The 26,546-nt window shown below is 38.8% G+C and carries 14 protein-coding genes, 2 tRNA genes and 3 pseudogenes; 8 read left to right on the top strand and 11 right to left on the bottom strand.

From position 1 onward, the window contains the following. The coding region (gene syd / locus BHE89_RS22340; protein ID WP_128860780.1) for a SecY-interacting protein at positions 1-537 on the bottom strand (537 nt) is incomplete at its 3' end. Positions 538-693: 156 nt separating this feature from the next. Here syd and queF point away from each other — a divergent pair. The 3 genes and pseudogenes from queF (at position 694) to xni (ending at position 3,755) form a co-directional block, all read left to right on the top strand. After that, complete coding sequence (queF, locus tag BHE89_RS22335; protein WP_069367235.1) at positions 694-1,539, top strand: NADPH-dependent 7-cyano-7-deazaguanine reductase QueF; 846 nt, start codon at positions 694-696, stop codon at positions 1,537-1,539. 91 nt (positions 1,540-1,630) lie between these two features. Beyond that, positions 1,631-2,999 (top strand): annotated as a pseudogene (ppnN, locus tag BHE89_RS22330) (nucleotide 5'-monophosphate nucleosidase PpnN). A 6-nt stretch (positions 3,000-3,005) separates the two neighbouring features. After that, positions 3,006-3,755: a flap endonuclease Xni gene (xni, locus tag BHE89_RS22325; protein ID WP_069367233.1), complete on the top strand. Its 750-nt coding sequence runs from the start codon at positions 3,006-3,008 to the stop codon at positions 3,753-3,755. A 100-nt stretch (positions 3,756-3,855) separates the two neighbouring features. Here xni and rlmM read toward each other — a convergent pair whose 3' ends face one another. The 3 genes and pseudogenes from rlmM to BHE89_RS22310 all read right to left on the bottom strand — a co-directional run bounded on the left by rlmM (position 3,856) and on the right by BHE89_RS22310 (position 6,307). Then, entirely contained in the window at positions 3,856-4,953 is a 1,098-nt protein-coding gene (gene rlmM, locus BHE89_RS22320; protein WP_069367232.1) for a 23S rRNA (cytidine(2498)-2'-O)-methyltransferase RlmM, read from the bottom strand. After that, positions 4,946-5,343, bottom strand: a pseudogene (locus tag BHE89_RS22315) (DUF423 domain-containing protein). The gene rlmM and the pseudogene BHE89_RS22315 overlap by 8 nt, the downstream one beginning before the upstream one ends. Positions 5,344-5,386: 43 nt before the next feature. After that, positions 5,387-6,307, bottom strand: coding sequence for a transcriptional regulator GcvA (locus BHE89_RS22310; RefSeq protein WP_023582728.1), 921 nt, complete (start codon positions 6,305-6,307; stop codon positions 5,387-5,389). A 663-nt stretch (positions 6,308-6,970) separates the two neighbouring features. Between BHE89_RS22310 and csdA the strand changes: the two genes are divergently transcribed. Together csdA and csdE are read left to right on the top strand one after the other, a co-directional pair. Next, on the top strand, positions 6,971-8,182 hold the full coding sequence (csdA, locus tag BHE89_RS22305; protein ID WP_069367230.1) for a cysteine desulfurase CsdA: 1,212 nt from the start codon (positions 6,971-6,973) through the stop codon (positions 8,180-8,182). Between the two features lie 5 nt (positions 8,183-8,187). Further along, positions 8,188-8,640 (top strand): cysteine desulfurase sulfur acceptor subunit CsdE, encoded by a 453-nt coding sequence (gene csdE / locus BHE89_RS22300; RefSeq protein WP_069367229.1) that lies wholly within the window; start codon positions 8,188-8,190, stop codon positions 8,638-8,640. Between the two features lie 195 nt (positions 8,641-8,835). Here the strand turns inward: csdE and tcdA are convergent, their stop codons facing one another. Both tcdA and mltA read right to left on the bottom strand, forming a co-directional pair. Beyond that, positions 8,836-9,687: a tRNA cyclic N6-threonylcarbamoyladenosine(37) synthase TcdA gene (gene tcdA, locus BHE89_RS22295; protein ID WP_069367273.1), complete on the bottom strand. Its 852-nt coding sequence runs from the start codon at positions 9,685-9,687 to the stop codon at positions 8,836-8,838. Positions 9,688-9,791: 104 nt separating this feature from the next. Continuing rightward, positions 9,792-10,886 (bottom strand): murein transglycosylase A, encoded by a 1,095-nt coding sequence (gene mltA / locus BHE89_RS22290; RefSeq protein WP_069367228.1) that lies wholly within the window; start codon positions 10,884-10,886, stop codon positions 9,792-9,794. Between the two features lie 293 nt (positions 10,887-11,179). On the opposite strand from mltA, the gene BHE89_RS22285 reads away from it, so the two are divergent. Together BHE89_RS22285 and BHE89_RS22280 are read left to right on the top strand one after the other, a co-directional pair. Next, positions 11,180-11,256 (top strand) — tRNA-Met (locus tag BHE89_RS22285). Positions 11,257-11,286: 30 nt separating this feature from the next. Then, a tRNA-Met gene (locus BHE89_RS22280) sits at positions 11,287-11,363 on the top strand. 214 nt (positions 11,364-11,577) lie between these two features. Here the strand turns inward: BHE89_RS22280 and amiC are convergent. Further along, complete coding sequence (amiC, locus tag BHE89_RS22275; protein ID WP_069367227.1) at positions 11,578-12,840, bottom strand: N-acetylmuramoyl-L-alanine amidase AmiC; 1,263 nt, start codon at positions 12,838-12,840, stop codon at positions 11,578-11,580. Between the two features lie 241 nt (positions 12,841-13,081). Here amiC and argA point away from each other — a divergent pair, with 241 nt between their 5' ends. Next, entirely contained in the window at positions 13,082-14,416 is a 1,335-nt protein-coding gene (gene argA, locus BHE89_RS22270) for an amino-acid N-acetyltransferase (protein ID WP_069367226.1), read from the top strand. Positions 14,417-14,476: 60 nt separating this feature from the next. On the opposite strand, the gene recD is transcribed toward argA, so the two are convergent. The 4 genes and pseudogenes from recD to recC form a co-directional block, all read right to left on the bottom strand. Beyond that, a complete protein-coding gene (recD, locus tag BHE89_RS22265; protein WP_069367225.1) occupies positions 14,477-16,387 on the bottom strand; it encodes an exodeoxyribonuclease V subunit alpha in 1,911 nt (636 codons plus the stop codon). A gap of 2 nt (positions 16,388-16,389) precedes the next feature. Further along, positions 16,390-19,999 (bottom strand): annotated as a pseudogene (gene recB / locus BHE89_RS22260) (exodeoxyribonuclease V subunit beta). Beyond that, complete coding sequence (gene ptrA, locus BHE89_RS22255; RefSeq protein WP_069367224.1) at positions 19,996-22,884, bottom strand: pitrilysin; 2,889 nt, start codon at positions 22,882-22,884, stop codon at positions 19,996-19,998. The pseudogene recB and the gene ptrA overlap by 4 nt, the downstream one beginning before the upstream one ends. A gap of 15 nt (positions 22,885-22,899) precedes the next feature. Next, positions 22,900-26,283 (bottom strand): exodeoxyribonuclease V subunit gamma, encoded by a 3,384-nt coding sequence (gene recC, locus BHE89_RS22250; RefSeq protein ID WP_069367223.1) that lies wholly within the window; start codon positions 26,281-26,283, stop codon positions 22,900-22,902. Positions 26,284-26,546 lie beyond the last annotated feature (263 nt).

The raw sequence follows: 26,546 nt of genomic DNA, 5'->3' as shown, positions 1-26,546 counted from the left end.
GGCGATTAATTCTGATAGAAAAAGAGATAAATTTTCAGCTAAAACTTCTCTTTTCTTTTGACCAAAAGTTTCAAGAATGACTTCACCAGAAACATTGCACACAGAAATGATTTCATTTTCCGAATCTGTGGTACCAATAAATAATGTAGGGGTGAGTTTTAAACGTTTTTGAGTGACCAAATGTCCAATAATGTTTTCTTGTAAGCGAATAAAATCCTCTTCACTCCACACTTGGATCAAGCTGAAGTCTATCTCTCTAAACCGAACCTGCATATCACCCGCATACTGAGTAGTAAAGTAATCGTGCAATTCAGGACGAATAATAATCCCCATCGCTTTTTCAACTTTTTCTAGTTTATCCGTTCCTATAAAAGGTTGCGGTAACCAGTAAACAACTTCATCGCCCGTTCTTGATATACAAATAGAAGGAACACCATAAAGATCTTCACTTGCAGGAGGTAAGCCTGATTTTTCTTGCCACAAATCAACATATTTTTGCGTAAAGGCTTTTAATTCAGAGGAGATATTTTCAGTCATGATTATCTGTTTTATCTATTAAAATAAGAGTTCCCTTTATGTTACCTGATTATGTCACTAATTCAGAGCATCAAACATAAAGCATTCATATACTATTGATGTTTCAATAGTATAATTAACCTTCTTTTATTTTCAGCTAAAGTTAGGATGTAAATTATGTCTTTATATCAAGGTGATAAATCTCTTGAAGCATTATCTCTGGGCAAAGAGACTCAATATCATGATCAATATGATGCTGGATTATTGCAAGGTGTGCCACGTAGCCTTAATCGAGATTCACTCTCTTTAACTGCTGAAAATTTACCTTTTCATGGTGGTGACATTTGGACTATGTACGAGCTCTCATGGCTTAATAATAGAGGCTTACCACAAGTTGCTATTGGTCATGTTGAATTAGATGCTACCACTGAAAATCTTATTGAATCGAAAAGTTTTAAGTTATATCTCAACAGTTTTAATCAAACTCGTTTTGAAAGTTGGGATGCCGTCGAAAAAACCTTACTTAACGATTTAACGACTTGTGCTAAAGGCAACGTTAACCTGACTATTTATCCACTTTCGCATTTTACATCACAACCTATTGTTGATTTTGCTGGAGAGTGTATTGATGAACAAGATATTGAAATTGATAATTATCAGTTTGATACGCAATGGTTAAACGAATCGACAACCGATACACTCGTTGAAGAAACTCTGGTTAGCCATCTGTTAAAATCAAATTGCCTTATTACCAATCAACCGGATTGGGGATCAGTCGCTATTCAATATAAGGGGAAAAAGATTAATCGTGAAAAACTACTGCGCTATTTAGTTTCATTTAGACAACACAATGAATTTCATGAACAGTGTGTTGAGCGAATTTTTCACGATATCATGCAATTATGTGCACCAGAAACATTAACTGTTTATGCAAGATATACGCGACGTGGTGGATTAGACATCAACCCTTGGCGTAGTAATTGTGAATTTGTTCCAGAAATTAATCGATTAGCTAGACAATAACGGGAATAATGCCTGTATGTTAATATGATCTGTGTTATATCAAGATCAGTTGCACTTCAGTTTGTTATTTCAGGAGAAAAAGGAGTCCTACGTGATAACTCATGTCAGCCCATTAGGTTCCATGGATCTGCTTTCACAGCTAGAAGTTGATATGCTAAAGAGAACCGCAAGCAGTGATCTTTACCAGCTGTTTCGCAATTGTTCTCTTGCTGTACTCAACTCTGGTAGCCTTACTGATAGTAGTAAAGAGCTGTTATCTAAATACCAAGATTTTGATATTAACGTACTGCGCCGTGAACGTGGCGTAAAACTAGAGTTAGTCAATCCTCCTGAAGACGCCTTTGTTGACGGAAAAATTATTCGCTCGCTACAAGCTAACTTATTTGCAGTGCTTCGTGACATATTGTTTGTTCACGGGCAAATCACGACAGCAAAACGTGATCTGCACCTGAACTTAGAAAATAGTACTCATATCACTAATACTATATTCTCCATTTTGCGTAATGCTCGAGCGCTTCATATTGATGAAGATCCTAATATGATCGTTTGCTGGGGGGGGGCACTCAATTAATGAAACTGAATACCTTTACGGCAGAAAAGTAGGTAACGAATTAGGGTTACGCGAACTCAATATCTGCACTGGCTGTGGACCTGGTGCGATGGAAGCACCAATGAAAGGGGCTGCTGTTGGTCATGCCCAACAACGTTATAGAAATAGTCGTTTTATTGGTATGACAGAGCCTTCAATCATTGCGGCTGAGCCACCAAATCCATTAGTTAACGAACTGATTATTATGCCAGATATTGAAAAACGTCTGGAATCTTTCGTGCGAATTGGGCATGGCATTATTATTTTCCCTGGCGGTGTAGGGACAGCGGAAGAATTACTGTATCTGCTTGGTATTCTTATGTCTCCAGAAAACCAAGATCAAGTATTACCACTGATTTTAACTGGTCCTAAAGAGAGTGCAGACTACTTTAATGTACTCGATGACTTTATCGCCAATACATTAGGTGACGAAGCTCGACGCCATTACCAAATTATTATTGATGATGCGTCTGAAGTTGCTCGTATCATGAAAAAATATATGCCTTTAGTAAAAGATAATCGTCGTAGTACTGGTGATGCTTATAGTTTTAACTGGTCAATGAAGATCAATGCGGATTTACAGCTTCCTTTTGAACCAACGCATGAAAATATGGCATCGCTTAACTTAAGTACCGATCAATCACCTGAAAAATTAGCTGCTGACTTACGTCGCGCATTCTCCGGTATTGTTGCAGGTAACGTAAAAGAAGTGGGGATGAAAGCGATTGAAGCTTACGGTCCTTATAAAATTCATGGCGATCGTGAAATAATGCGTCGCATGGATATTTTATTAGCGGGCTTCGTTGAGCAACATCGAATGAAACTTCCGGGCGGTACAGCTTACCAACCATGTTACGAGATTATCAGCTGATTTATTATGATACATTTGCTGATAATTGATGCTTTGAACCTGATCCGTCGCATTCATGCGGCGTCAGGTTCTTCCTGTCAAACTGTGTGTGAACAGAGTATCAATCAACTACTTGGTCATACACAACCGACTCATGCCGTCGCGGTCTTTGATGAAGATGACAGAGATAATAGTTGGCGACATCAACTCTTACCCGATTATAAAGCGGGTCGTACACCAATGCCTGATGATTTACGACAACAATTGCCTAAAATTAAAGCAATGTTACTCAATTTAGGCATACAAAGCTGGCACTCAGGTGGTGATGAAGCAGATGATGTTGCTGCAACGTTGGCAACCAAAGTCGCAAATGCAGGCTTTCGAGTCACGATTATTTCAACAGATAAAGGTTATTGCCAATTACTTTCTCCCTCTATTCGTATACGTGATTATTTTCAACGACGCTGGTTAGATTTAGAATTTATTAAAGCTGAATTTGGTGTCGCCCCTTCCCAATTGACCGACTATTGGGGATTAACAGGAGTAAGTAGTAGTAAAGTTGCCGGCGTTCCTGGAATTGGCCCTAAAAGTGCGACTGAGCTTTTACAAATTTACCCAGATCTCGAATCGCTCTATCAACATATTGATGATGTTCCTACTAAATGGCAAAACAAACTTATTACCCATAAAGGATCTGCATTTATCAGTCGGAAAATCACGACGTTACGTACTGATATTCATTTAAACGGTAATTTACAACAGTTACGTTTAAAATAGCTAATATCTTTGAATGACGAAATTTCATAAAAAAAGCTAAGCTTCTATTTATCAGCTTAGCTTTTTATTATCATCAATAAAGGATGTGCTTTAAGCGTTTTTAGAACTCACGATCGGGTCGATAAGCAGCCCAAATATTTTGAATATGAACTGTTATTTCTTCTCTATCGTGATAAAGGTGCTTAGCTTGGATCTTAGCATTAATCCCTTTTTCCGCTAACTCTGACTTTATTTTTTCAAGGATATGAGAGACTTCCTCATAACGCTTTTTCATTGGCAATTTTAGGTTAAAAATAGCTTCACGACACCATTCATTAGCAATCCAAGTTGTCATTAATGCAGCAACTTTAGCTGGTTTTTCAACCATATCACAAACAAGCCATGTGATATTTTTAGAAGTGGGCTCGAATTTAAAACCATCAACTTGGTGATGACGAACTTGTCCTGTATCCATCAAAGATTGTGCCATTGGACCATTATCAACAGCATGTACCATCATACTGCGTTTCACTAATTGATATGTCCAACCGCCAGGGCAGGCGCCTAAATCCACCGCTTTCATTCCACTTGCTAAGCGCTCTTCCCACTCCTCATAAGGAATGAAAATATGAAATGCTTCTTCAAGCTTTAATGTCGAACGGCTTGGTGCATCGGATGGGAATTTTAATCGAGGAATACCCATATAAAATGCAGAATTATTAAAACTATAGGAATAGCCTACATAACAACATCCCGGTGCAATAAAAAACACATGGATAATAGGACGGCTAAAATTCTCGACTTTCAGCAAGATTTTCTCATCACGTAAATGATGACGTAATGGCACAGTAAATTTACGACAGAATTTTAATAATTCCTTGCTTTCGTTAGTGTCTGCAACTTCAACTCGAAGCTCACCCGCTTTTTCGACAACGCCTTTTAGCATTCCAACAATCGGTGTAATTCTATCTTCTGGCGGTAAATCTTTAAGTAATTCACCCGTCACAAACATCTGACGAGCAAAGATTAATTCACGGAAATTAACTTCACGCGCGATCTTGTCAGCTTCACCTTCTTGGTAACATTCAAAGATCACATAACCACTCCCCTCTTTAACACGAGGAAAACCGTAAACACCGATTTGACTAGCTTTATCCGTAATCTCCGCCGCGCACTCTTTTTCAAAACCTTGGCGACAATATAATGCAACTTTATTCATGGCGAGACGCCGGTGCCCTTAGACGCAAAGCGCCAATAAAAATTAAAGCCCAACCAATAAGAAAACTAAATCCACCAATTGGCGTAAAATAAGATAATAATCTAACTTGTGTTAGCGCCATACAATAAAGGCTACCGCTGAAAAAGTAGAATGCCAACACCAAAAAAAAATACCCGCCCAATAAAACCATAAAATAATTTTACGCATTAATATTGCCGCGATCCCGACAAGCAATAAAGTATGGACGATTTGGTAACGCATCGCTAACTGAATGTATTCCCAATGTTGTGGCGATAAATGAGGTGCAAGCTTATGCGTTGCAAATGCACCAAAAGCAACATAAAAGAAACCACTAATCGCGGAAAACATAAGCAATGTACGACTATTCACTGTTTATTCCTTCCTATCTAGAAGATATTTGCCAATTGCAATATTAAGATGATGTCAGTAAACCCAGCTTTTCTTGCTCATTCGCTGCTTGAGATAAAATCCATTGGCGAAAAGCCGCAATTTTACCCAATTCAGCCTGACTATCTTGGCAAACTAAATAAAATGCATTTTTACTGACAAGGACATCTGGAAAAGGTCTTACTAATCGACCCGATTCTATTTCACTACGTGCCATCACATTATTAACTAATGCAACGCCTTGTCCATGTACAGCAGCCTGTATCACCATTGAACTATGGCTAAAAATAGGCCCTTGTTGCACATTTATCTGATTTTGTATCTCTAATTGACGCACATAAGCTTGCCAATCTCGACGAGATGTATCATGCAGTAGTGTATGATAAATCAGATCGGATGGGGTTTTTAGTGGTTTTTCACCGGTAAGTAAAGATGGAGCACAAACTGGGATCAAATATTCCGCATAAAGGCGGTCTGTACGTAATCCGGTCCAATTCCCCCGACCATAAAAAATGGCGACATCAACATCGTCAGCCAGCTTATCTTCTTCTCTATCAACAGCCTGAATGCGTACATCAATTCCCGGATAAGCTTGATTAAATCCAGACAGTCGTGGTACTAGCCATTGAATAGCAAAACTTGGAGAAAGGCTAACGGTAAGTGCACCTTTCGCGCTTCGGGCTAATAATTTGCGAGTTGCCTCGTTAATTGATGAGAAAATTTCCTTAATATCGAGGTAATAGCTCTGCCCTTCTTCTGTTAATAAAAGAGAACGGTTACGTCTTCTAAATAATTTTAACCCAAGGAATTCTTCTAATGTTTTAATTTGATGGCTCACTGCTGCTTGTGTCACAAATAGTTCTTCAGCGGCTTTAGTAAAACTTAAATGACGTGCCGCTGAATCAAAAACCCTAAGCGCATTTAATGGCGGTAAACGTTTAGACATATTCGGTTCTTAAACCCCTATTTTGACGATTAGTAGACCCTAACTTTCATCATTAGTTTTTTTTATGCGAAGCATTATAAATTGTCCCTTGATGATTAGCCAGTAAATACCTATAGTAAGCGCACTTCCTAAGCCGGAACGAAAAGTTGTGTAGTAGTCATACTACAAAACTTTTGGCTTTGTGGTTGTGATGTTGTGTTTGCAAGTTGTCTGGAAATTCCAGACTTAGTAGCTGATGCTACTGTTTTTTTTCACTTCCTGTACATTTACCCTGTCTGTCCATAGTGATTTTATAGTGCACCGCCAAGGCGGTCTTTTTTTTATTCCCTATTTTTCTCTACTTTTTAATTATTCACACACACCATTTTGATGTTTTCATCCATTTTTTATAATGAATTTATCATCATTATTCTAAAAAACTCACCGCAAATTATCCCCAATAAATTTAAACAAGAAAAAAATAGGATATTAATCTGCTCTCAGTGATTTTTTATTGAATGAACTTTCATCACCTTAATCGTGTTATTATGGGCGCAATGACCCATAACAAACCGATAATCTCAGGTTTCCGTTATAAATAAATATAATTAACCGTATAATCTATACGCCCTGTTTTTAACGACAAATCACGAAAATTTATTCGTCTACCAATACAGCCTAATTATGAACGTATTTTCACCTGATTTATTTCGACAACAATTTCCTGCCCTCCAAGAAAAAACGATTTATCTCGATAGTGCAGCAACCGCATTAAAGCCTCTTGCCATGATAGAAGCCTCAGATGCGTTTTATCGCCATAATTTTGCGACGGTTCACCGTAGCCAATATCAGCATGCTAAAGAGACAACGCAACAATATGAGGCGGCACGCAAACAAGTTGCCGAACTCATTAAGAGTGCGGATAGTGATACGATTATTTGGACAAAAGGCACCACAGAATCCCTCAACTTTATTGCTCAAGGTTATTTTCGTCCACGCTTACAAGCCGGTGATGAAATAATTGTTAGTGAGCAAGAGCATCATGCAAACCTTATTCCTTGGTTGATACTGGCGGAACAAACAGGCGCACGAGTGATCCGCTGGACAATTGAAGATCATTTTTTACCTTCAATTGATAGCTTAAATACTTTAATCAATAAGCGGACACGAATTGTCGCGATTAGCCAAATGTCGAATGTGACAGGCGCTCAAATCGCATTAGATAAAGTGTCTCAATGTGTTCATCAATATGATAACTGCTTACTGGTTGTCGATGGAGCACAAGGTATTGCGCATCACCCAACAGATGTCACCACACTTGATATCGATTTCTATGTTTTTTCTGCTCATAAACTTTATGGCCCGAATGGATTAGGCATTTGTTATGGCAAACGAAAACATTTAGAGGAGATGGCACCTTGGCATGGTGGCGGAAAGATGCTAACTAACGCAACATTTGATGGTTTTACTCCAGCCCCTATTCCTCAGCGTTTTGAAGCAGGAACACCTAACATTGCGGGTGTTATTGCATTTTCAGCCACATTAGCATGGTTAGAAAAACAAGATATGTATCATGCGAACCAATATGCTCTTGAGCTTGCTGAAGAAGCGGAGAAGCGTCTCAGTGACCTAAATGGGTTTATCAGTTACCGAGCCGCCAACTCATCGGTTGTTTCTTTCAATTTCGAAGGCATTCATCATAGTGATTTAGCAACATTAATCACAGAGAAAGGTATTGCATTACGTACAGGGCAACACTGCGCACAACCCCTTATTGATTCATTAAATATTTCAGGCTGTTTACGCATTTCTTTTATGCCTTATAATCAGCACGCGGATATTGATGCTTTTATTGATGCCATTAAATTTGCTCTAACACTCTTAAAAGATGAATAATTGAAATGAATAACAACACCTCTCTGCTGGCAACTCAGCATCCATTTGGTCATGAAATTACCTTAGCGATCTTGCTTGAAGATTTCCAAAAATCAAAAGCATGGGAAGACAAATATCGTCAATTAATTCAACTTTCGCGTAAATTACCTACATTACCCGATGAGTTAAAAACAACAGAAAAAGAGATCAAGGGATGTGAGAACAGAGTATGGCTAGGTGTCGAGTTAAATAATGACGGCAAATACCATGTTTATGGTGATAGTGATGGTCGTATTGTAAAAGGCTTACTAACGATTATTTTAGCTGCTGTTGAAAATAAAACGGCGCAAGAAATAGCGGATATCAATATGTTAGCGATTTTTGAGCAATTAGGGTTGGCTAATCAAATTAGCCAATCTCGTACTGACGGAGTGAATGCAATCATCACGCGATTGAAATCACTCACCTCCCAGTATTAAGTTTGATACTCTAAATAATTCAAGTCACAGCTAGGCGACAAGTGATTGAGTCACTAGGAGCATACATAAGTATGTGACTAGTGCGAATGAACGCAGTCAACAACGCTGTGGCTTGAAGTATGACGAGTATCATGAGTATGTGGCTAGTGCGAATGAACATAGTCAACAACGCTGTGGCTTGAAGTATGACAAGTATCATGAGTATGTGGCTACACCATCAACAACGCGACAACTTGAAGTATGACGAGTACGTTGCGCCTTTGCTAGCATCTTCTTCAAAGCATGAGACACTGCAATAAAACCAAACGACGCCGTTACCATCGTTACGGCACCAAAGCCAGCTGAACAATCCATTCGTTTCACACCATCTGCCGTATTTTTTGCCGCACAAACCGTACCATCGCCTTGTGGATAAACAAGTTGTTCTGTTGAGAAAACACAGTCGATCCCTAATTTTCCCTTACTATTTTTTACGACATTAAAATCAGATTTCAAACGCTCTCTTAATTTAGCCGCTAAAGGATCTTGAATTGTTTTTGCTAAATCAGCCACTTGAATTTGTGTGGGATCAATTTGCCCACCTGCGCCACCTGTTGTGATCACTGGAATTTTATAGCGACGGCAATAAGCTAATAATGCCGCTTTGGGTCTTACACTATCAATGGCATCAATGACATAATCAAAGTTGTTATTCATCATTTCAGCGACATTATCAACCGTGACAAAATCATCAATACTGGTCACTTTGCATTCTGGATTGATTTCTAAAATACGCTGTTTCATCACGTCGCATTTTGGTTGACCCACACTTTCTTTCAACGCATGTATTTGGCGATTTGTGTTCGTCACACACACATCATCCATATCAATTAAGGTGATAGCACCAATACCACTACGTGCTAATGCTTCTGCCGCCCAGCTACCGACACCTCCTATACCCACGACACAGATATGAGCCTGGGCAAAATAAGACAACGCTTTTTGCCCATAGAGTCGCCCTATTCCAGAAAAGCGTTGTAAATATGAATCTGATAATGAATTTTGCATAATGCGATAACAACCTAAATAACAGAAATAATCATGGCTATTAATAGCCATGTCGTTTGCATAATTTTACCGTTAATAACGAGCAGATAAAGAGTAAATCGTTTTTATGACGAAGGTTTTAATAAGCTAAGTTGTGATTTTTTTAATACCCAAACACGCCCATAGTGATTATAAAAACCGGCCATATGACCCGCATCTTTACCAATTCCATGATAAATGTCGAAATGATGGCCTTTAATTGCCCCGCCAACATCTAATGCCACCATTAAACGCATTTGATATTCGCCTGTAAAATTCCCCGTATTATCAAGGACAGGAATTTCAGCAAGCAATACCGTTCCGGGGGGAATAATGCTTCTGTCAGAAGCCACAGAGGCGAGAGCAACGAGAGGGATTGCACTTGCGCCTCTAACAGGTGTAAAAGGCTCTGGTTTGAAAAAAACAAATGATGGGTTTTCTTCTAGTAATTTTCTCACTTCAGTATCATTGTGCTTATCAGCCCAATCTCTAATCGCGAGCATAGACATATCTTTTCTTTCTACTTCGCCATTATCAATAAGCACTTTGCCAATACTACGGTAAGGGTGTCCATTTTTTCCTGCATAACCAAAGAACGTTAAAGGTTTACCATCACCAAAGTCAACATAACCACTTCCCTGAACTTCCATCATAAAATTATCCATAATGGAATTACTGTAAGCTGCAATTAAAGATTTACTTAATGCACCATTGTAAATAGCAGCACGAGAAGGTAATTTTGAACGACTATTGGCAGGCATTTTATAAAGAGGGTATTGGAATTCACCTTGTTGCGTTAAGCGAGCTTCAAGAACAGGTGTATAATATCCAGTAAATTGAACATTACCGTAGTTATCAACGCCTTCCATCTGAAATGCAGAAAGATTGAACTGACGCAATTGACGTGTATCTGCGCCAGAGCGTAGCCAGTTTTCTACCGCCTGATAAGTCTCTTTATTGCTATTATACAAGCGAGATGATGTTTGGTTTATCTGATTTACTTGTTGTAAATAATCAGGGCCATTAATAGGTGTACCTTGTGTATTTGGCGAACTTACCTCAATGAGATCTTGCTTAAGTTTTCCATCTTTATACTGTTGCCCTTGCTCTGTTGGACGATGACATCCTGTCAAGGCAAGCGCTAACATACCTAAAATTAACGATTTTCGCCAAGTAACCATTTTTGACCCGCTTAATGACTGAATTTAAGTGTTGATTTTGAGTTAGAAAGATACCAAAGCAAAATCAATAAAGATATGAATATACAATTTGTTAAGGCTTTCTATTATCACCCAATCAATATGACTTTCAAACATCAAGTCTATATTCTAAATAACTTGAAGTATGACAAGTATAACTGCCTAAATTTGCACCTTGATGTATTATTTCTGACCGTTTTTAAAAGAAAACTGTAAAAATTTCATAAAAAACTTGCAACTCAGCAGATCCTGAGTATAGTGCCCCTCTGTGGAGACGCGGGGTGGAGCAGCTTGGTAGCTCGTCGGGCTCATAACCCGAAGGTCGTCAGTTCAAATCTGGCCCCCGCAACCAATTCACAAAGTAGTCAGTTATAGTATCAGTCGCGGGATGGAGCAGCATGGTAGCTCGTCGGGCTCATAACCCGAAGGTCGTTGGTTCAAATCCAGCTCCCGCAACCAATTTCTCTTCGAAATTTCCTCTTATTTTACTGTCTCTCTTCATTTGCAAACCCAATCAACTTATCTCATAAACTTGTTACATTAAATTTCTATTACTTCAATAACATATTGTATTAAATGGATTTATTGTGCTATGAACACAATAAAAAACGCCAATAGAAAGCACATGATATTGGCTTTCTATTGGAATAAAAGAAAAAGGTATAGAAAGAGATTAGCTACGATCAGCTAAGGTTAATTCACCACCATTGGCAAAATAGGCTTTGATCCCTTTGAAAATAGATCCTGCAATCTGTTGCTGGAACTGAGCCGTTTTTAGCTTTTTCTCTTCTTCTATATTACTAATAAACGCCGTTTCAACAAGAATGGAAGGAATTTCTGGCGCTTTTAATACCGCAAAACCAGCCTGATCGACTTTATTTTTATGCAGTTTATTAATACCACCTAATAGTTTAAGCACTTCACTACCAAATTTTAGGCTGTCATTAATAGTCGCCGTTTGCACGAGATCGAGCATTGCATGGTCTACATAGCGATCACCACTTTTACTCACCCCACCAATTAAGTCAGACTCATTTTGTGTTTGAGCAAGATAGCGTGCCGTATTACTGGTTGCGCCCGTTTTTGATAATGCAAAAACAGATGAGCCTCTTGCAGAGCGGTTTGTAAACGCATCAGCATGGATAGAAACAAATAAATCTGCCTGCATTTTTCGCGCCTTAGCAACACGTACTGTCAATGGAATAAAGACATCTTCATTACGTGTCATATACGCCTTCATTTTGGCATCTTTATCAATAAGCGTTTTTAAGCGACGAGCAATTTGCAAAACGACATCTTTTTCACGCGTTTTATATTTACCAATTGCCCCGGGATCTTCCCCTCCATGACCTGGGTCAATCATGATAATAATGGGTCTATCTCGTCCAGCCCTACCTGGTTTACGAGTATCTGTCTGTGCTGGCACCGCTTGTTGTAAATCGCCGTCATTATATTCGCGCAACAGTGCTAAAAGAGGATCATCTTCCGTGTCAGCACCATGACTTGGGTAGAAATCTAACACTAAACGGTTTTTAAATTCAGCCACAGGTTTAAGTGTAAACATTTGTGGTTGTACAGGCGTTTTTACTTCAAATACCAGTCGTACTGTTTTAGGTGTATTTTGACCAACACGAATAAGTTTTAAATATGGATCGCTAGTCTGAACCTGATTAGCGACACCTTTCAGCACGCTATTAAGTTGAATACCTTCTAAATCCACCACAATACGTTCAGGGTTTGATAATGCAAACTGACGATATTTCAGTGGGGTGCTGGATTCTATAGTCACGCGAGTATAAGTCGAGGCAGGCCAAACCCTCACCGCAACAATAGATGCAGTAGCAGCAAGACCTACGGGACTAACACTTAACAATAATAACGCGCCAATTCCTTTAACAAGACGACGACGAGTTTGATTGTGCTCAGAATGACTCATGAAAATATTCCAAAGAAACGATTAACGTCAATAAACTCTAAAAAGAGATAAAAAAAGTTAAGAACAAAAAAACTTTACCCAATCCACACTTCACTGTCACTTAAAAACAGCACAATTACTCACTTTTACACAAATATTCTGCCTTCAGGGAAAACAATAAGATAGGATTTTACTTGCCATTCTCTTTCAAAAAGAATAAAAATACATTAAATGCGAATAAAAATTCACTTGAGAGGGTTTTATGAAAGAGCGTAGCACCGAATTGGTCGATGGATTCCGCCACTCGGTTCCGTATATTAATGCACATAGAGGCAAAACATTTGTCATTATGCTGGGTGGCGAAGCAATTGCTCACGAAAACTTCCCATCAATCATTAATGACATTGGGTTGTTACACAGCCTAGGCATTCGTTTAGTCGTGGTTTATGGTGCTCGCCCACAGATTGATACAGCTCTTGAAGTACAAAAAGTATCACCGATTTATCATAAATATACGCGCATCACAGATAACAAAACCTTAGAAATCGTTAAACAAGCGGCGGGAACACTGCAACTCGATATTACGGCTCGCCTATCAATGAGTTTAAGCAATACGCCATTACAAGGTGCGCATATTAATGTGGTCAGTGGTAACTTTGTTATTGCACAACCATTAGGGGTTGATGATGGAATTGATTATTGTCATAGCGGAAAAATTCGTCGTATCGATGAAGAAGCTATTCATCGCCAATTAGACAGTAATGCCATTGTCTTAATTGGACCCGTTGCCGTATCTGTTACGGGTGAAAGCTTTAATCTCACCTCAGAAGAAGTGGCAACCCAACTTGCAATAAAACTTAAAGCACAAAAGCTGATTGGTTTTTGCTCATTCCAAGGTGTTGTCGATGAAGAAGGTCATATTGTTTCTGAACTGCTGCCGAATCAAGCTGAAGATAAAATTCGAGAGCTACAAACAGAAGGTGATTACCACTCAGGCACAGTAAGATTCTTACGGGGAGCAGTTAAAGCCTGTCGTCGTGGTGTAGAGCGTAGCCACTTACTCAGTTATCAATCAGATGGTGCTCTTATTCAAGAATTATTTTCTCGTGATGGTATTGGCACTCAAATCGTCATGGAGAGTGCAGAGAAAGTTCGTAGAGCGAATATTAATGATATTGGTGGCATACTTGAACTTATTCGCCCACTGGAACAACAAGGTATTTTAGTCAGACGTTCAAGAGAGCAATTGGAAATTGAAATTGACCAATTCACTATTATTGAACGCGATAATATGACTATTGCATGCGCTGCACTCTACCCTTATCCATCCGAAAAAATTGGTGAAATGGCTTGTGTTGCAGTACATCCAGATTATCGAAGCTCTTGTCGTGGTGAGGTTTTGCTACAACGCATTTCAGCACATGCGAAGCAATTAGGGTTAGAAAAGCTGTTTGTTCTAACAACTCGTAGCATACACTGGTTTCAAGAAAAAGGATTTGAACCAGCTGAAATTGATAAGCTACCTATTGAAAAACAAGCACTTTATAATTACCAACGTCGCTCTAAAATTTTGATTTTAGACTTACATAAAGAATAATGCCCCAAAAAAGACAGGTATCCCTCTCAAGACCTGTCTTTTATTATTTTTTATGATTAACTAATAACGTAACTTATCAACTAACCCACTTCGGCGTTGAATACGTGTTTGTATTGCCGATTTCACCATAGACTCCGAAGCATAAAGAGAAAGTTTCTGTTTAGCGCGTGTTAATGCGGTGTACAACAATTCACGGCTCACAACGGGTGAAAATTTATCAGGTAGTACTAATGCCGTATGAGTAAATTCAGAACCTTGTGACTTATGCACTGTCATTACATACGCCGTTTCATGTTGCGGTAATCGACTGGGTTGGATTGCTTTTAATTTTCCATCAGGTAGTTGAAAAAAGGCCTTCATTTCATCTTCATCATTATTGAGCATAATGCCAATATCACCATTAAACAGACCTAGCGTACTGTCATTTCGTTGGATCATAATGGGCCGCCCAATATAATCACTTTGATAACTATGGAGAGGGCGACGGATCAATCGCTGGCGATGCAATAGCATTTCAATTCTGTCATTCAAACCACTCACACCAAAAGGACCTTCTCTTCGCGCACACAATAAACGGTATTGGTTAAATGCATTAAGAATAATATCAGGCGAGGCTTTTTGAGAAACTAAAGTGAGATATTCTCGATAGGCATTAACAGCATCTTGTATCATCAGTAAATAACTTTCTTTTGACTCTAAAGCGATAAAGCTCACATCTTGTGGCTCTAATGCTATTTCAAGCTGTTGTGGGCTAATTTCTGCTTTTTTTAATAATGTAATCGCTGTTTTGGTTTGCCCTTGATTAACCGCAAAAGCAAGTTGGCCTATCCCTGAATCCTCACCAAAACGGTAACTTTTACGTAATAAGCACAGAGAATCACTGACGACAGATACTGGAGTTTGAGAGATAGGAATAATATCCGTAGATTTAACCAATTCACCTTGAGTTAAGTGATTAATCTGATCAAATCTTTTTTGGCTGAAACCCTCTTCAGAAAAACGGCAAATATCACCTAATACAGCCCCTGCCTCAACAGAAGCAAGTTGGTCTTTATCACCTAAGAAAATAACGTGACATTTTGATGGGAGTGCATCAATTAAACGAGCCATCATAGGTAAATCAACCATTGAGGCTTCATCAACAATTAAAATATCAAGCTGTAATGGATTATCTTTATGGTAGCGCACTTGCTGGCTTTCAGGCTGAGCCCCCAATAAACGATGAATAGTTTGTGCCTGTTTTGGCATCCACTTATTTTCTTCTTCGCTTAAATTAAGTTGTGCTAAGGCGTTGCCTAAAGATTCCGTTAATCTTGCAGCCGCTTTACCTGTGGGAGCTGCTAATTGAATAATCGGCTTTTCATTCGAGGTAAGCATCACAAAAGCAGCTAATATTTTAGCAACTGTTGTCGTTTTCCCTGTTCCGGGACCTCCCGAAATAATAGAGATGGGACTTGTAATTGCAACACTAGCAGCCACTTTTTGCCAATTGGTTCCTTGGCTTTCCTTCGTTGCTGGAAAAAGTGCGTTGAGTACCTTAATTAATTCATTTTCATCAATATCAACAAGTGTATGCTCTTGCCTAAAAAATTGAGCAACTCTCTCTTCATAGCTCCACATTCTTTGTAAATAAAGAAGTTCATTATCTAAAATAATGGGAGAAGGTGAATCATCACCACTTTGATTAACGCAATGACAATGCGTCAACTCTTCTACTATTTTTTGAGCAGAGGGTTTACCCATTTTTTGCCAAATTTCTTGTGAAAACTCTTTTTGCCTACCATCAAACAGTTGGTTTTCTTTAATAATATTCAAAGGCAAACAAACATGACCCGCTCCGGTTTGAGCACTCAAATAAGCAAATATAAAAAGTAAAATAGGGTTTTCATCTTCAACCAGCATTTGCGCAAATCGAAGATCTAAAGGTCGTAATAAGTTTTGTGTAATCGCTTGTTCTAATAGTTTGATCATTCTTATTTCTCACCGACTACATCAGGTTTGCTACTTTTACCAGCAAAGAGTGAATCTAGTGCCAAAACAAAAGCTTCATCAGGCAAATAGGCATAAACGCCATTTCCAGGGTGGGCTTTGTCTATACCACGTAAGAAGAGGTAATAAATTCCTCCAAAGTGGCTTTTGTAATCATAATCAGGAATGCGCTGTTGTAGAAAACGATGTAACGCTAAAGTATAGAGCTGATATTGCAAGTCGTAGCGATGATCCATCATTGCATTCATCATCGCTTCTTGAGTGTAATCCTCACTCGATTCACCTAACCAATTCGATTTATAATCCACAACATAGTATTTACCTTCCCAAAAAAAGACTAAATCAATAAAACCTTTGAGCATCCCTTCTACTTGTTGAAATTGCAAAGCGGGACAACGTCTTGATAGAGGATCAAACTGATTAATTAATTGCGTCAATTGGGCTGATGATACCTCTTTCTCAATAGGTAAATAGAATTGTAATTCATCAAGTTGTTGTGATTTTGGAATATTAGCAAGACATAATCCTTGAGAATTAAGCGATGTATGAAACAGCGTTTCCATCCATGTCACTAAAAGGGGAGCCCACTTTTCATCAAAGCCTTGAGCTGTCAATTGTTCTTGCATCCATACTTCATCAATCGGTTGCGAAAAATCTAATACTTCCAGCAAACTATGTAAGAATGTGCCTGCGATAGCGCCACGAGGAAAATGATGAATAGAATGTTCATCAACCCCTTCTTGTTGTTTCTCACCTTTAGCATCTGTATCAAGCCCAGGGGCGATAGATTGCACCAAAGCCTCAATATCACCTAAATCAACATGATAACGACGACTTGAATGCTGATAGGTGAGTCCTGAATAGCTCGTTATTCGCCAATTATCGTGGATCTGACGTTTAAATGTAGCGGCTTCAAGTTTTGTTTCAGCCATTAATACAGGCTGATAGCGATGTGCTGATATATAATCAAGCGTTGTTACACTGATATTATCATCTAATAAAGCGTAGATTGATTGATGCAATAATTCACTATTGCCCTCTTCGCCTTGCTGTAATAAATACCCTAAAGCATTTTTATGCAGATCGGTCATCCCTGATTTACGTTTAGCGCCTTTAACAAGAGGAGCGACACCAACATAACAGCAGAATTTAGAGCGTGTTAATGCAACATAAAGTAAGCGTAAATCTTCAGCTAAACGCTCTTCATCCGCTAAACGTAAGCTTTCAGGTCGGCTAAAAATATCTAATTTTGCGTAAAATGTCTCTCTATCATGATAAAGCGTCCCTTTTTGTTCTTGGTAATTACAAGCAAAAGGTAAGCAAACAATCGGATATTCAAGACCTTTAGATTTATGGATAGTACAAATTCGCACTAAATTTCGGTCACTTTCCAAACGCATTTGTTGGCTTTCAGATTGCGCATCAGGATGAGAAATCTGTTGCGCTAACCAACGAATAAGAGCATGTTCACTATCGAGTTGTAATGATGTTTCTTGTAATAGTTCACCAATATGCATGATATCTGTAAGTCGGCGCTCACCATCAATACTGACGAGTAAATTTTCCGCAATTTGATTATCCATCATGATTTTACGCAACATCGGTAAAACACCACGCTTTTGCCATAATACATAGTAATCAGCAAATTTCTCCACGTAGCTATTCCAGCGTGCCTCACTGTGGTTCAGATCATCAATTTGCTTTGCACTAAAACCAAATAATCGGCTGGCTAAAGATGCCCTTAAAATACGTTCTTTCTCTGGCGTTACAACCGCCTGTAATAACCAAAGTAGATCTTTAGCTTCATTGGTTTCAAATACACTTTCACGATTGGATAAGAAAACGGATTGTATTGAAAGCAAATTCAGCGCATCACGGATCAGTGTCGCTTCTCTACGGCTACGCACCAGTACCATAATATCAGCGGACGTAATGGCTTTTTTTACACCTTGTTCAATCAACCAAGCCTGTTGCTGATCCCCTGCTGATAACCAATCACGAATTTGTGCAGCACATTGCGCTGCCATGATTTGCTCATAATTCCCCGTAGAAACACTCTCACCTTCAGCAAGCCAAATATTAAAAGGTGAAATCGGTTTATCATGGTAAACAAAAGCCATGTTTTGGTTTTTTTCAGCCGAGCTTACTTCAATAAAAGGGATATGCTCAAATAAAAATGGGGCATTAGATCGCATAAAAAGCTTGTTAACGGCATTCACCATACCCGCGCAGAGCGCCAGTTAGTATTTAATGTATAGTGATGAGATGTCTGCTTTCGGGCTTGAATATAAGTAAAAATATCCGCACCACGGAAAGCATAAATTGCCTGTTTGGGATCACCGATAAACAACAATCCACTGGTTTCATGCTCACCATAAATTGCATCAAAAATACGATATTGTTGAGGATCCGTATCTTGAAACTCATCGATCATTGCAACGGGGTAGCGTTCACGAATAGCGTGCGCTAAAACGTCCCCCCTTCACGTTTCAATGCTCTATCTAAGCGTGTTAATAAATCATCAAATCCCATTTCACCACGACGCATCTTTTCATTTTCAATGCCTTGGCGTATTTCTGGGATCGCGTTGACCAGAATAACATCCCGCAGAGTCAAGCTCTGCTTTGTTAATCGTTCAATTTCAACAAAAAGAATATGCTCTGGTGCAGGACCTTTGGTCGCTTTCTCATTTAACGTTTCTTGAGAAAAACGAATTAAACAATCAGGTAATTGATAACTTTTTGTTTCAAATGTTGCCGCCCATAACGTGATTTCTTCAATCCATTTAGGTAAGAAACGACTGTTATAACTGCGTTTATCAACACCAGAAGCTGTTATCCATGCTTCAACTTCATGATGATGTGCATTCCAACGCGTTTTCACCTTGTTAATAGCTTCAATAACCGCTTGGTGGCGCTCTTTCACTGACTCATTTTCGCTGTCTAATGCCACACCTTCAATTTCTGGCATTTCACCTTGTAAATAAGGCTGTATTTCATAAAGCAGTTGCTCTGGACCAGACCAAATCTGGCTAACCGCATTAGCAACGTCATAAGAAAGGGGATAACAGTGTCGACGCCAAAAATCAGCACAAACACGTTTTTTCAGCTCATATTCATCTTGGATCAAGACTTGTTCAAACAATACACCTGATTCAAAGGCATTGTTTGCCAACATACGCTGGCAAAATCCATGAATAGTATAAATAGCCGCTTCATCCATTTGACGCTCAGCTTCTAATAACCACTGCGCGGCTAACTCTTTATTTGGGATTTGTTTGAGTAATTCTTGGTATGTTTTATCACCACTATCAACATAATGACGGATACAGGCAAGTCTTAGTTCATGGATATTTTTACGGATACGGGCTCGTAATTCATCTGTCGCCGCATCCGTGAATGTCACAACTAAAATCTCTTCAACACTGAGAGGACGGTAGAATGCAGACTCTCCGCCTAATCCAAGAAGCAACCGTAAATACAATAACCCTATTGTATACGTTTTTCCTGTCCCAGCAGACGCCTCAATGAGGCGCCTTTGGTACAGAGGAAGTGTATAAGGATTTAATGGCTGTGCCTGTATCACTTCACTCACTCTTTAATTTCCTCAACAGGTAAGGTTTTTTGTAATTCGCTTACCGTGGCGTAACGTTTCCATTGTTTATTTTCAGCATAATCAGCATCTTTGCCATCTTTACCGATAACTTGAGAGACAAAAATAAATCCATTCGGTTTTATAATTGCTTTTTCATAAAATTCAATAGCTTGTTTTAACGTGACTTTATTAAGTTCAGCTAATAATTTTTCACGTCCATCATATTTTAAGTTATTACGGTTGAAATCCGTGCGATAAAGAGAAACTTCTTCATAGAATGTTTGAGGTGGCTGTTTAACTTCGGTAATAATCGCCTGTTTATACTGATTAAAATCAGCCTCGTTCATTTTCTTCAAACGTTCGTAGGCTTGTTGATAAAATGCGTTATAACGCTTATTTAAATAGACAGGCGGTTTTGCATTACTCTGCAGTAAAAAACCGAGACCAGATTGTTCCCCCATCGTACCTTGATAAGCAAAGACAGCATAACCTAACTGTTCTTCTGTTCTTAATTGATCATAGAACCAAGGTTTGATAACAGACGCGAGTACTGAAGAAATAGCCTGACCTTCAAGGCGGCTATAACCTGTTGGGATATAAAGCTCCCCTAATGCGTTATCTGTGCTCTTCGATTTATTTTGGAATTCAACCGCATTTAATTTATTGAATACTAACGTTTCACCGATCCAATATTCTGTGCCTTGATTACCTAATAATTCGTGTGCAGATTTCGCGATATCGCGGCTTTGCTCTGGTGTTAAGTTACCAATAATCAGTGCTTGAAGCGCTGCGTTTTTGATGACTTCACGGCGATTATCAATAATATCTTGCAGTGTAATTGACCCTAATGCTTTGAGTTTGTCAGCTTCTTCATAGTACGGGATCGTATTTAATCGGCGAGCCGGCAACATAGCTGCTTCAAATGCTTTTAGGTTATGAGTCACTTCAAGTTGTTCACGATACCAAGATTTAGCCTGTTCGAGCTCTTCTTGCGTCGGTTCAAAACTCATATAGCTTTTTAGTGTCGCATTCACAAGTTCTGGTAAATGCTGTGTATAGCCATTCATTGAAAAATCAATACCTTGCCCTGATGAAGATGAGATATTCATTCCAGCAACAGACGCTTGGTAAGATAATTCGCTTAATGCTAAACCAGCGAGATAATCCGTTAAGGTTTGTGTCACTTGCTGCTTAACAGTAATGTCTGATGTCTTATTCACTAAACTTAATGTCACACTGGCTTTAGGCTCATCAGAAAAATAGTGCGATGGCATATAAAACAAGCGAGCGCTTTTATCTTGCCACAACAATTGGGGTTTGATGATGTTGCTATCCCCATCAATCAGTGAAAGATTATTAGGAATATAAGGGTTAAGTGCTGGCAGTGATAAAGAGATATCATCCGATAATGTTTGCCATGTTTTTAATTGCTTATCTGTAATTTTATCAACCTGATAAGGAGCATTAACAAAGTAGGCTTGTTTGTTAGAAGGTTCATTAGGGCTTATTACCCAAATGCGCGCTTTCTCTGGTGTAAGAGAATCAAGACGAGAAAGGATTGCTGAAGGTTCATAATTATCAGCAAGATAATCCGCATTTAGGATATTTTTGATTGGATAACGCAACATCATATCCGAAATACCTTCTATGTAATTCATATCTCTTACAATAGAGCCATAACGGAATGAAAGATCTAATACATTCGCAATTTCATCAAAGTAACGCTGACTAATACCTTCGGTTTGAATTAAACGAATATACGAAAAGATAGCGGAAATCACTTTGTCTTTTTGCGCTAAACCTTTATCTGTCAACGCAACATAAATCGTAAATGAGCCTTGGTTACGGTCAATATATGGCTCAGAAAATGCACTAATACTTTCAGCTAAACCTTGATCTTGTAGCCATGTTGCTAATGTACCAGCGCTACGATTACCGATTAAATAGCCAATGTATTCATCAGATTTGCTACGAAAATCAGCGACATTATTATCAATACCAAATTCAATCTGTAAGGTTTTTTGTGGTAAAGCGGGTACCAGATGGATCATTAGCCCTTTTTCTTTATCCGTCATAGCAGGTACTGTGGTGACAGGTACATCTGCCTTTTTATTCGGGATACGAGCGAAAGTATTTGCAGCTAATTTAGATAATTCATCAAGTGATTTATTACTATAAATAACACCATTCATTAAATTGCCAGAATAGTGTTTTTGATAGAATTTTATTAGTTCATCTTGAAGCTTACTATTTGGCTTATCACTTAATGTCTCCAGATTCCCCCCCATAAAGCGAGAACTTGGATGTAAGGGGTTTAACGTTTCGGCTCTGACTTGCCAAAAACGCATACCATCGCGCGCACGCGCCATTGTCAATTCTGCATTAACAGCATTACGTTCACGATCTGCATTTTTAGGATCAAGTAAAGGTTCAGCTAAAGCATCAGCAAGGCGATCAACTGCTTCATTAATAGCACTATTTTCCACTTCTAAATAGAATGCAGTGCGATAAGTCGTAGTACTCGCATTATGAGAACCGCCATTCTTTTGTAAAAATTCAGACATACTGCCTGATTGAGGATATTTCACCGATCCCATTAGCACCATATGCTCTAAATAGTGTGCAAGACCTTGCTGACTATCTGGATCTTCTAATGCACCAACAGGTAATGCAACCGCCGTTAATGATTTAACGGCTTTTTCATCAGAAACCAGTAATACGGTCATTTCATTAGGTAGTTTAATCGCTTGATATTGCCGTGGATCGCTCTCACTTTTTTCAATACTATCAGGCAAGACTTGCCAGAGTGGATCAGCAGCAAAGCTGTTGATACTCACGAGCATCAATAGCAACATGATCCATAGTTGCGAGCAGTATTTTCTCATCTGATATGAGCTCCCTTATTTTTTCAGAAATGGAATTATTGGTTTAAATATTGTTAATGCCGTCTGTTTGACTGTTTGTAAAAACGGCTCGTCTAATTGAGAGAAAGCACGCTGAACATACATGTCACTCATTTCACCATCTCGATTATAGCTATCCGTTAAATGTTGCATCAGCACTAATTCTGCTTTTTCAAGTGTTTCTTCATCATCAAGTAAAAATGCTTGTGATTTTTTATCATAGCAAGCTTGTAACCAAGCCCAGCCACTTTTTGCAAACAGTGCTAATGGGCTGTTTAATCCTTGTTTATAATCACTGATCAACTGATCTAAAGTTGAATAGGCAATGTCAGGATCAACAGGTAATAAACACCATTGAGTCTCTCTTCTGCCGTAAAACCGGCTTTCCCCCGCGCCCTCTTTCAAACAATAGACTAGGTGCTCAATCCAAAGCTGTAATAAGTCATTAGCCGTTAAGCTGGCTGGTCGCCAGCGTAATAAACCATCAGCTTGTACCTCATTTAAACGACCAGTCAATGGCATTGCACTAAAGCGTTGCTCTAATGTGACAGAATGTGTGGCTGATCGTTCACTTCTTATCTTTTCAGCTAAAGGCAGTAATTCTTCTATTTGCTGTTCCCAATAAATCTGCCCAAATGCGCTTGCAGGAAGTTGACCAGCGGCTTTAATACGCTCAAATAGTGCTTCTGTTGAGGTTTGATCAATCAATGCTTTTAACAACCATTGATTCAATAGATAACGTTGAAGCGCATTTATCACAAATGGCTCTTCTTCAGGTAATTCTGTTTCTTCAATAACAAAGTTTGTTTTTAATCTTTGTTGGAAGAAAGCACGAATAGGATGACGATAAAAGCGTGCCAACGCATCAACAGAAACATGATCTATTGTGTCATCATCATTAAGTGATTCCGTAAAACTTTGATGAACTTCTCCTTGCCCACTGGCAGCGGGTAACCATTCCGCGGCATAAGAACGAAAAGAAGCATCGATTCGGAAATTTTCTTGAGCAAAAGGAACACGGGTATGTTGTGTTAATAAATGCTGGTTTATACGGATCGCACTATCATCGACATTGAGTGCCCCATCCTCTGGTAAACGGAAATTTTGCCCAATATAATCTTGTAACTCTTTGATTAAAACTGATGGATTACATTCTCGATCGTCACGTATCGATTTTCCGATATAACTGATATAAAGGTATTTTTCAGCTGAACTAAGCGCTTCAAGGAATAAATAGCGGTCATCATCACGACGTTTTCTATCACCACGACGGCGTTTTTCTGCCATTAAATCAAACCCTAATGGCTGAATATTACGGGGATAAACACCATCATTCATGCCTAATAAACATACCGCCTTAAAGGGAATGGAGCGCATAGGCATTAATGTACAAAAATTAATGCTACCCGCTAAAAAACGCTGGCTAATTTTTTCATCATCAAATCGAACGGTTAATTCATCACGAATAAGGACTAGTGGAATTTCATCTTGATATTGCGCTTTCAATCCATTCTCAATTACTTTCTGCCATTGTTGAGTAATCAGCGCTAAAACTAATTCTGTCTCCTCATCAGACTCAAAAAACGCATCAACTAATTGTTGTCCAATTTCTAGCCATGCTTCTAATGAACGGGTTTCACTCAAACGTGTACGCCAATCACTTAATGTATAAAGAAAATCTGCAAGATGTCCTGCTAATTCAGCAACTAATCCACTCGATTCATCGTAAGGAAGAACGCCTTTCCAAGGACCATTTTCACTTTCCATCGCATAGCCAAGCAACATCCGTAGCAAGCCAAATTCCCACGTGTTTTTTCCCGTGATGGGTAATAAGAAGGAAGCCACATTCTCATCATCTAATCCCCAGCGTATTCCTGATTCGTCGACCCAACGACGTAGTAGTTTTAGTTCATTTTCAAAAATAGAAAAATGCCCAGCCAAAGTAGGAACTTCAAGCAGTGCCAACACTTGTTCAGCGGTAAAACGACTTTGAGGAAGCTCTAATAACGTAATAAAAGCTTGTAATACGGGGTGTGCTTGACGTGCTTTTCTATCTGAAATAGCAAAAGGAAGATAACGTTCTGAAGGCGCATTACCAAACACAGCTTGAATATAAGGTGTATAGCTATCGATATCCGCAACCATCACAATAATATCACGCGGTAATAATTCAGGATCTTGTTCTAGTAAATGCAGTAATTGATCTTGTAACACTTCCACTTCGCGCTGTGGGCTATGGCTTGCATGAAACGTCAGTGAGTGATCATCTGGCGAAATCACACGTTTATTTTCACTACACTCATAAGTTTCAAGTGTTGTCCCTAATTGTGAAAAATCTTCCAAATCAAGGATATCAGCTTGCAATTGATGAAGTAAATTATCTCTTGGGATCTCAACAAACGCATCTAACACATCGGTATATTCAAGTTCAGAGAGGAAATAAAGATTATCTTTACCCAATTTTCCCCATGACGCTAATAGTGGATTACCGATATTTTGCTCACCCTCGTCGTTAAATAACGAAGACGCATTTTTTTCGTCTTTAAACCAAGGCAATTCATGTAACTGCTTATAATGGCGTGGTTTTCGACTATTAAGACGGGAGAGAAATTTAGGATCTTGAATATCTCCCCAATAGTAACGACAAGGATTGGTAAAGAGTAAATAGATCTCGGTATGACGTCCTATCGCTTGTAATGCCTGTAAATAAACTTGAGGTAGCGCTGAAATCCCACAAATAAAAATACGCGGTGAAAAACAGTGTTGAAGCTCCCCTTCTTTTGCATTATTTAATGTCGAAATAAATTGCTGATAAAGATTAGAGCGGTGCCATTCAGGCTGATTAAGATCTTTTGTATATTGCTGTAATGCTACCCACAATATTTTTTGCCAACGTTGGTTTTCACTCAGCCCTTCGATTAACTCATCTTTTTCCCACGAAGCTAACCAATCTGAACGATAAACTAAATATTGGTCAAATAAGTCAGCCACACGCCCTGCTAGCTGATGAAGCTTACGTTTGTCTTCATCATCATCAAGATAATGCAGTAAGGGTTTAAATTCGTCATGAGATAAAAATTCAGGCAGCAATGCCATTAATTTCCATGTCATGGCATCTTTAGTAAAAGCACTTTCTTTAGGTATACCTGATAATACCCGAGTAAACATTTCCCAAATAAAGGTTGCTGGTAATGGATAGCGGATATTAGCAGCAATACCCAAGCTTTCAGCTAGCTGGATTTGCAACCACTGAGACATGCCGGGGCTTTGTACAAGGATCACTTCTTGTTCAAAAGGAGAAGAAAGTGGTCTGGTCTGCATAAAGTGCACCATAAGTGACTTTAGTAATGACAACTGATTTGAGTGATATATATGAAACATCAGATCCTCATCTTATTAATAGCATGACCAGTAAAACAGCCCTATTTCAGGTAATATATTATTGGCAACATAACCTTCTATTAGCTGACAACCTTCAGATTTTAAAAGTGAACGTGTCATTATTTTTGAGTTAGATGCGAAATAGTCAGGTGATTTATCAGACATTTGTTCAAATAAAATAAAAAAGTTCCTGCCCTGCCTGCTGAATTTGAATTAACTGCTGAAAGTCAGCTTTTAATGATTGACTATACCCTATAATAGCG

It is taken from the genome of Shigella sp. FC1967 (assembly GCF_001743005.1).
Lineage (GTDB): Bacteria > Pseudomonadota > Gammaproteobacteria > Enterobacterales > Enterobacteriaceae > Proteus.
Note: the sequence above shows the minus strand (reverse complement) of the source record. Positions and strands in the feature narration are given on the sequence as shown.

Excerpts from the sequence above, each read along its gene's own strand:
- amiC (WP_069367227.1), bottom strand. The coding sequence starts at position 12,840 with ATGAGTCATTCTGAGCACAATCAAACTCGTCGTCGTCTTGTTAAAGGA.
- recC (WP_069367223.1), bottom strand. The coding sequence starts at position 26,283 with ATGTTTCATATATATCACTCAAATCAGTTGTCATTACTAAAGTCACTT.
- xni (WP_069367233.1), top strand. The coding sequence starts at position 3,006 with ATGATACATTTGCTGATAATTGATGCTTTGAACCTGATCCGTCGCATT.
- csdA (WP_069367230.1), top strand. The coding sequence starts at position 6,971 with ATGAACGTATTTTCACCTGATTTATTTCGACAACAATTTCCTGCCCTC.
- csdE (WP_069367229.1), top strand. The coding sequence starts at position 8,188 with ATGAATAACAACACCTCTCTGCTGGCAACTCAGCATCCATTTGGTCAT.
- queF (WP_069367235.1), top strand. The coding sequence starts at position 694 with ATGTCTTTATATCAAGGTGATAAATCTCTTGAAGCATTATCTCTGGGC.
- mltA (WP_069367228.1), bottom strand. The coding sequence starts at position 10,886 with ATGGTTACTTGGCGAAAATCGTTAATTTTAGGTATGTTAGCGCTTGCC.
- BHE89_RS22310 (WP_023582728.1), bottom strand. The coding sequence starts at position 6,307 with ATGTCTAAACGTTTACCGCCATTAAATGCGCTTAGGGTTTTTGATTCA.
- tcdA (WP_069367273.1), bottom strand. The coding sequence starts at position 9,687 with ATGCAAAATTCATTATCAGATTCATATTTACAACGCTTTTCTGGAATA.
- recD (WP_069367225.1), bottom strand. The coding sequence starts at position 16,387 with ATGATCAAACTATTAGAACAAGCGATTACACAAAACTTATTACGACCT.
- argA (WP_069367226.1), top strand. The coding sequence starts at position 13,082 with ATGAAAGAGCGTAGCACCGAATTGGTCGATGGATTCCGCCACTCGGTT.
- rlmM (WP_069367232.1), bottom strand. The coding sequence starts at position 4,953 with ATGAATAAAGTTGCATTATATTGTCGCCAAGGTTTTGAAAAAGAGTGC.
- ptrA (WP_069367224.1), bottom strand. The coding sequence starts at position 22,884 with ATGAGAAAATACTGCTCGCAACTATGGATCATGTTGCTATTGATGCTC.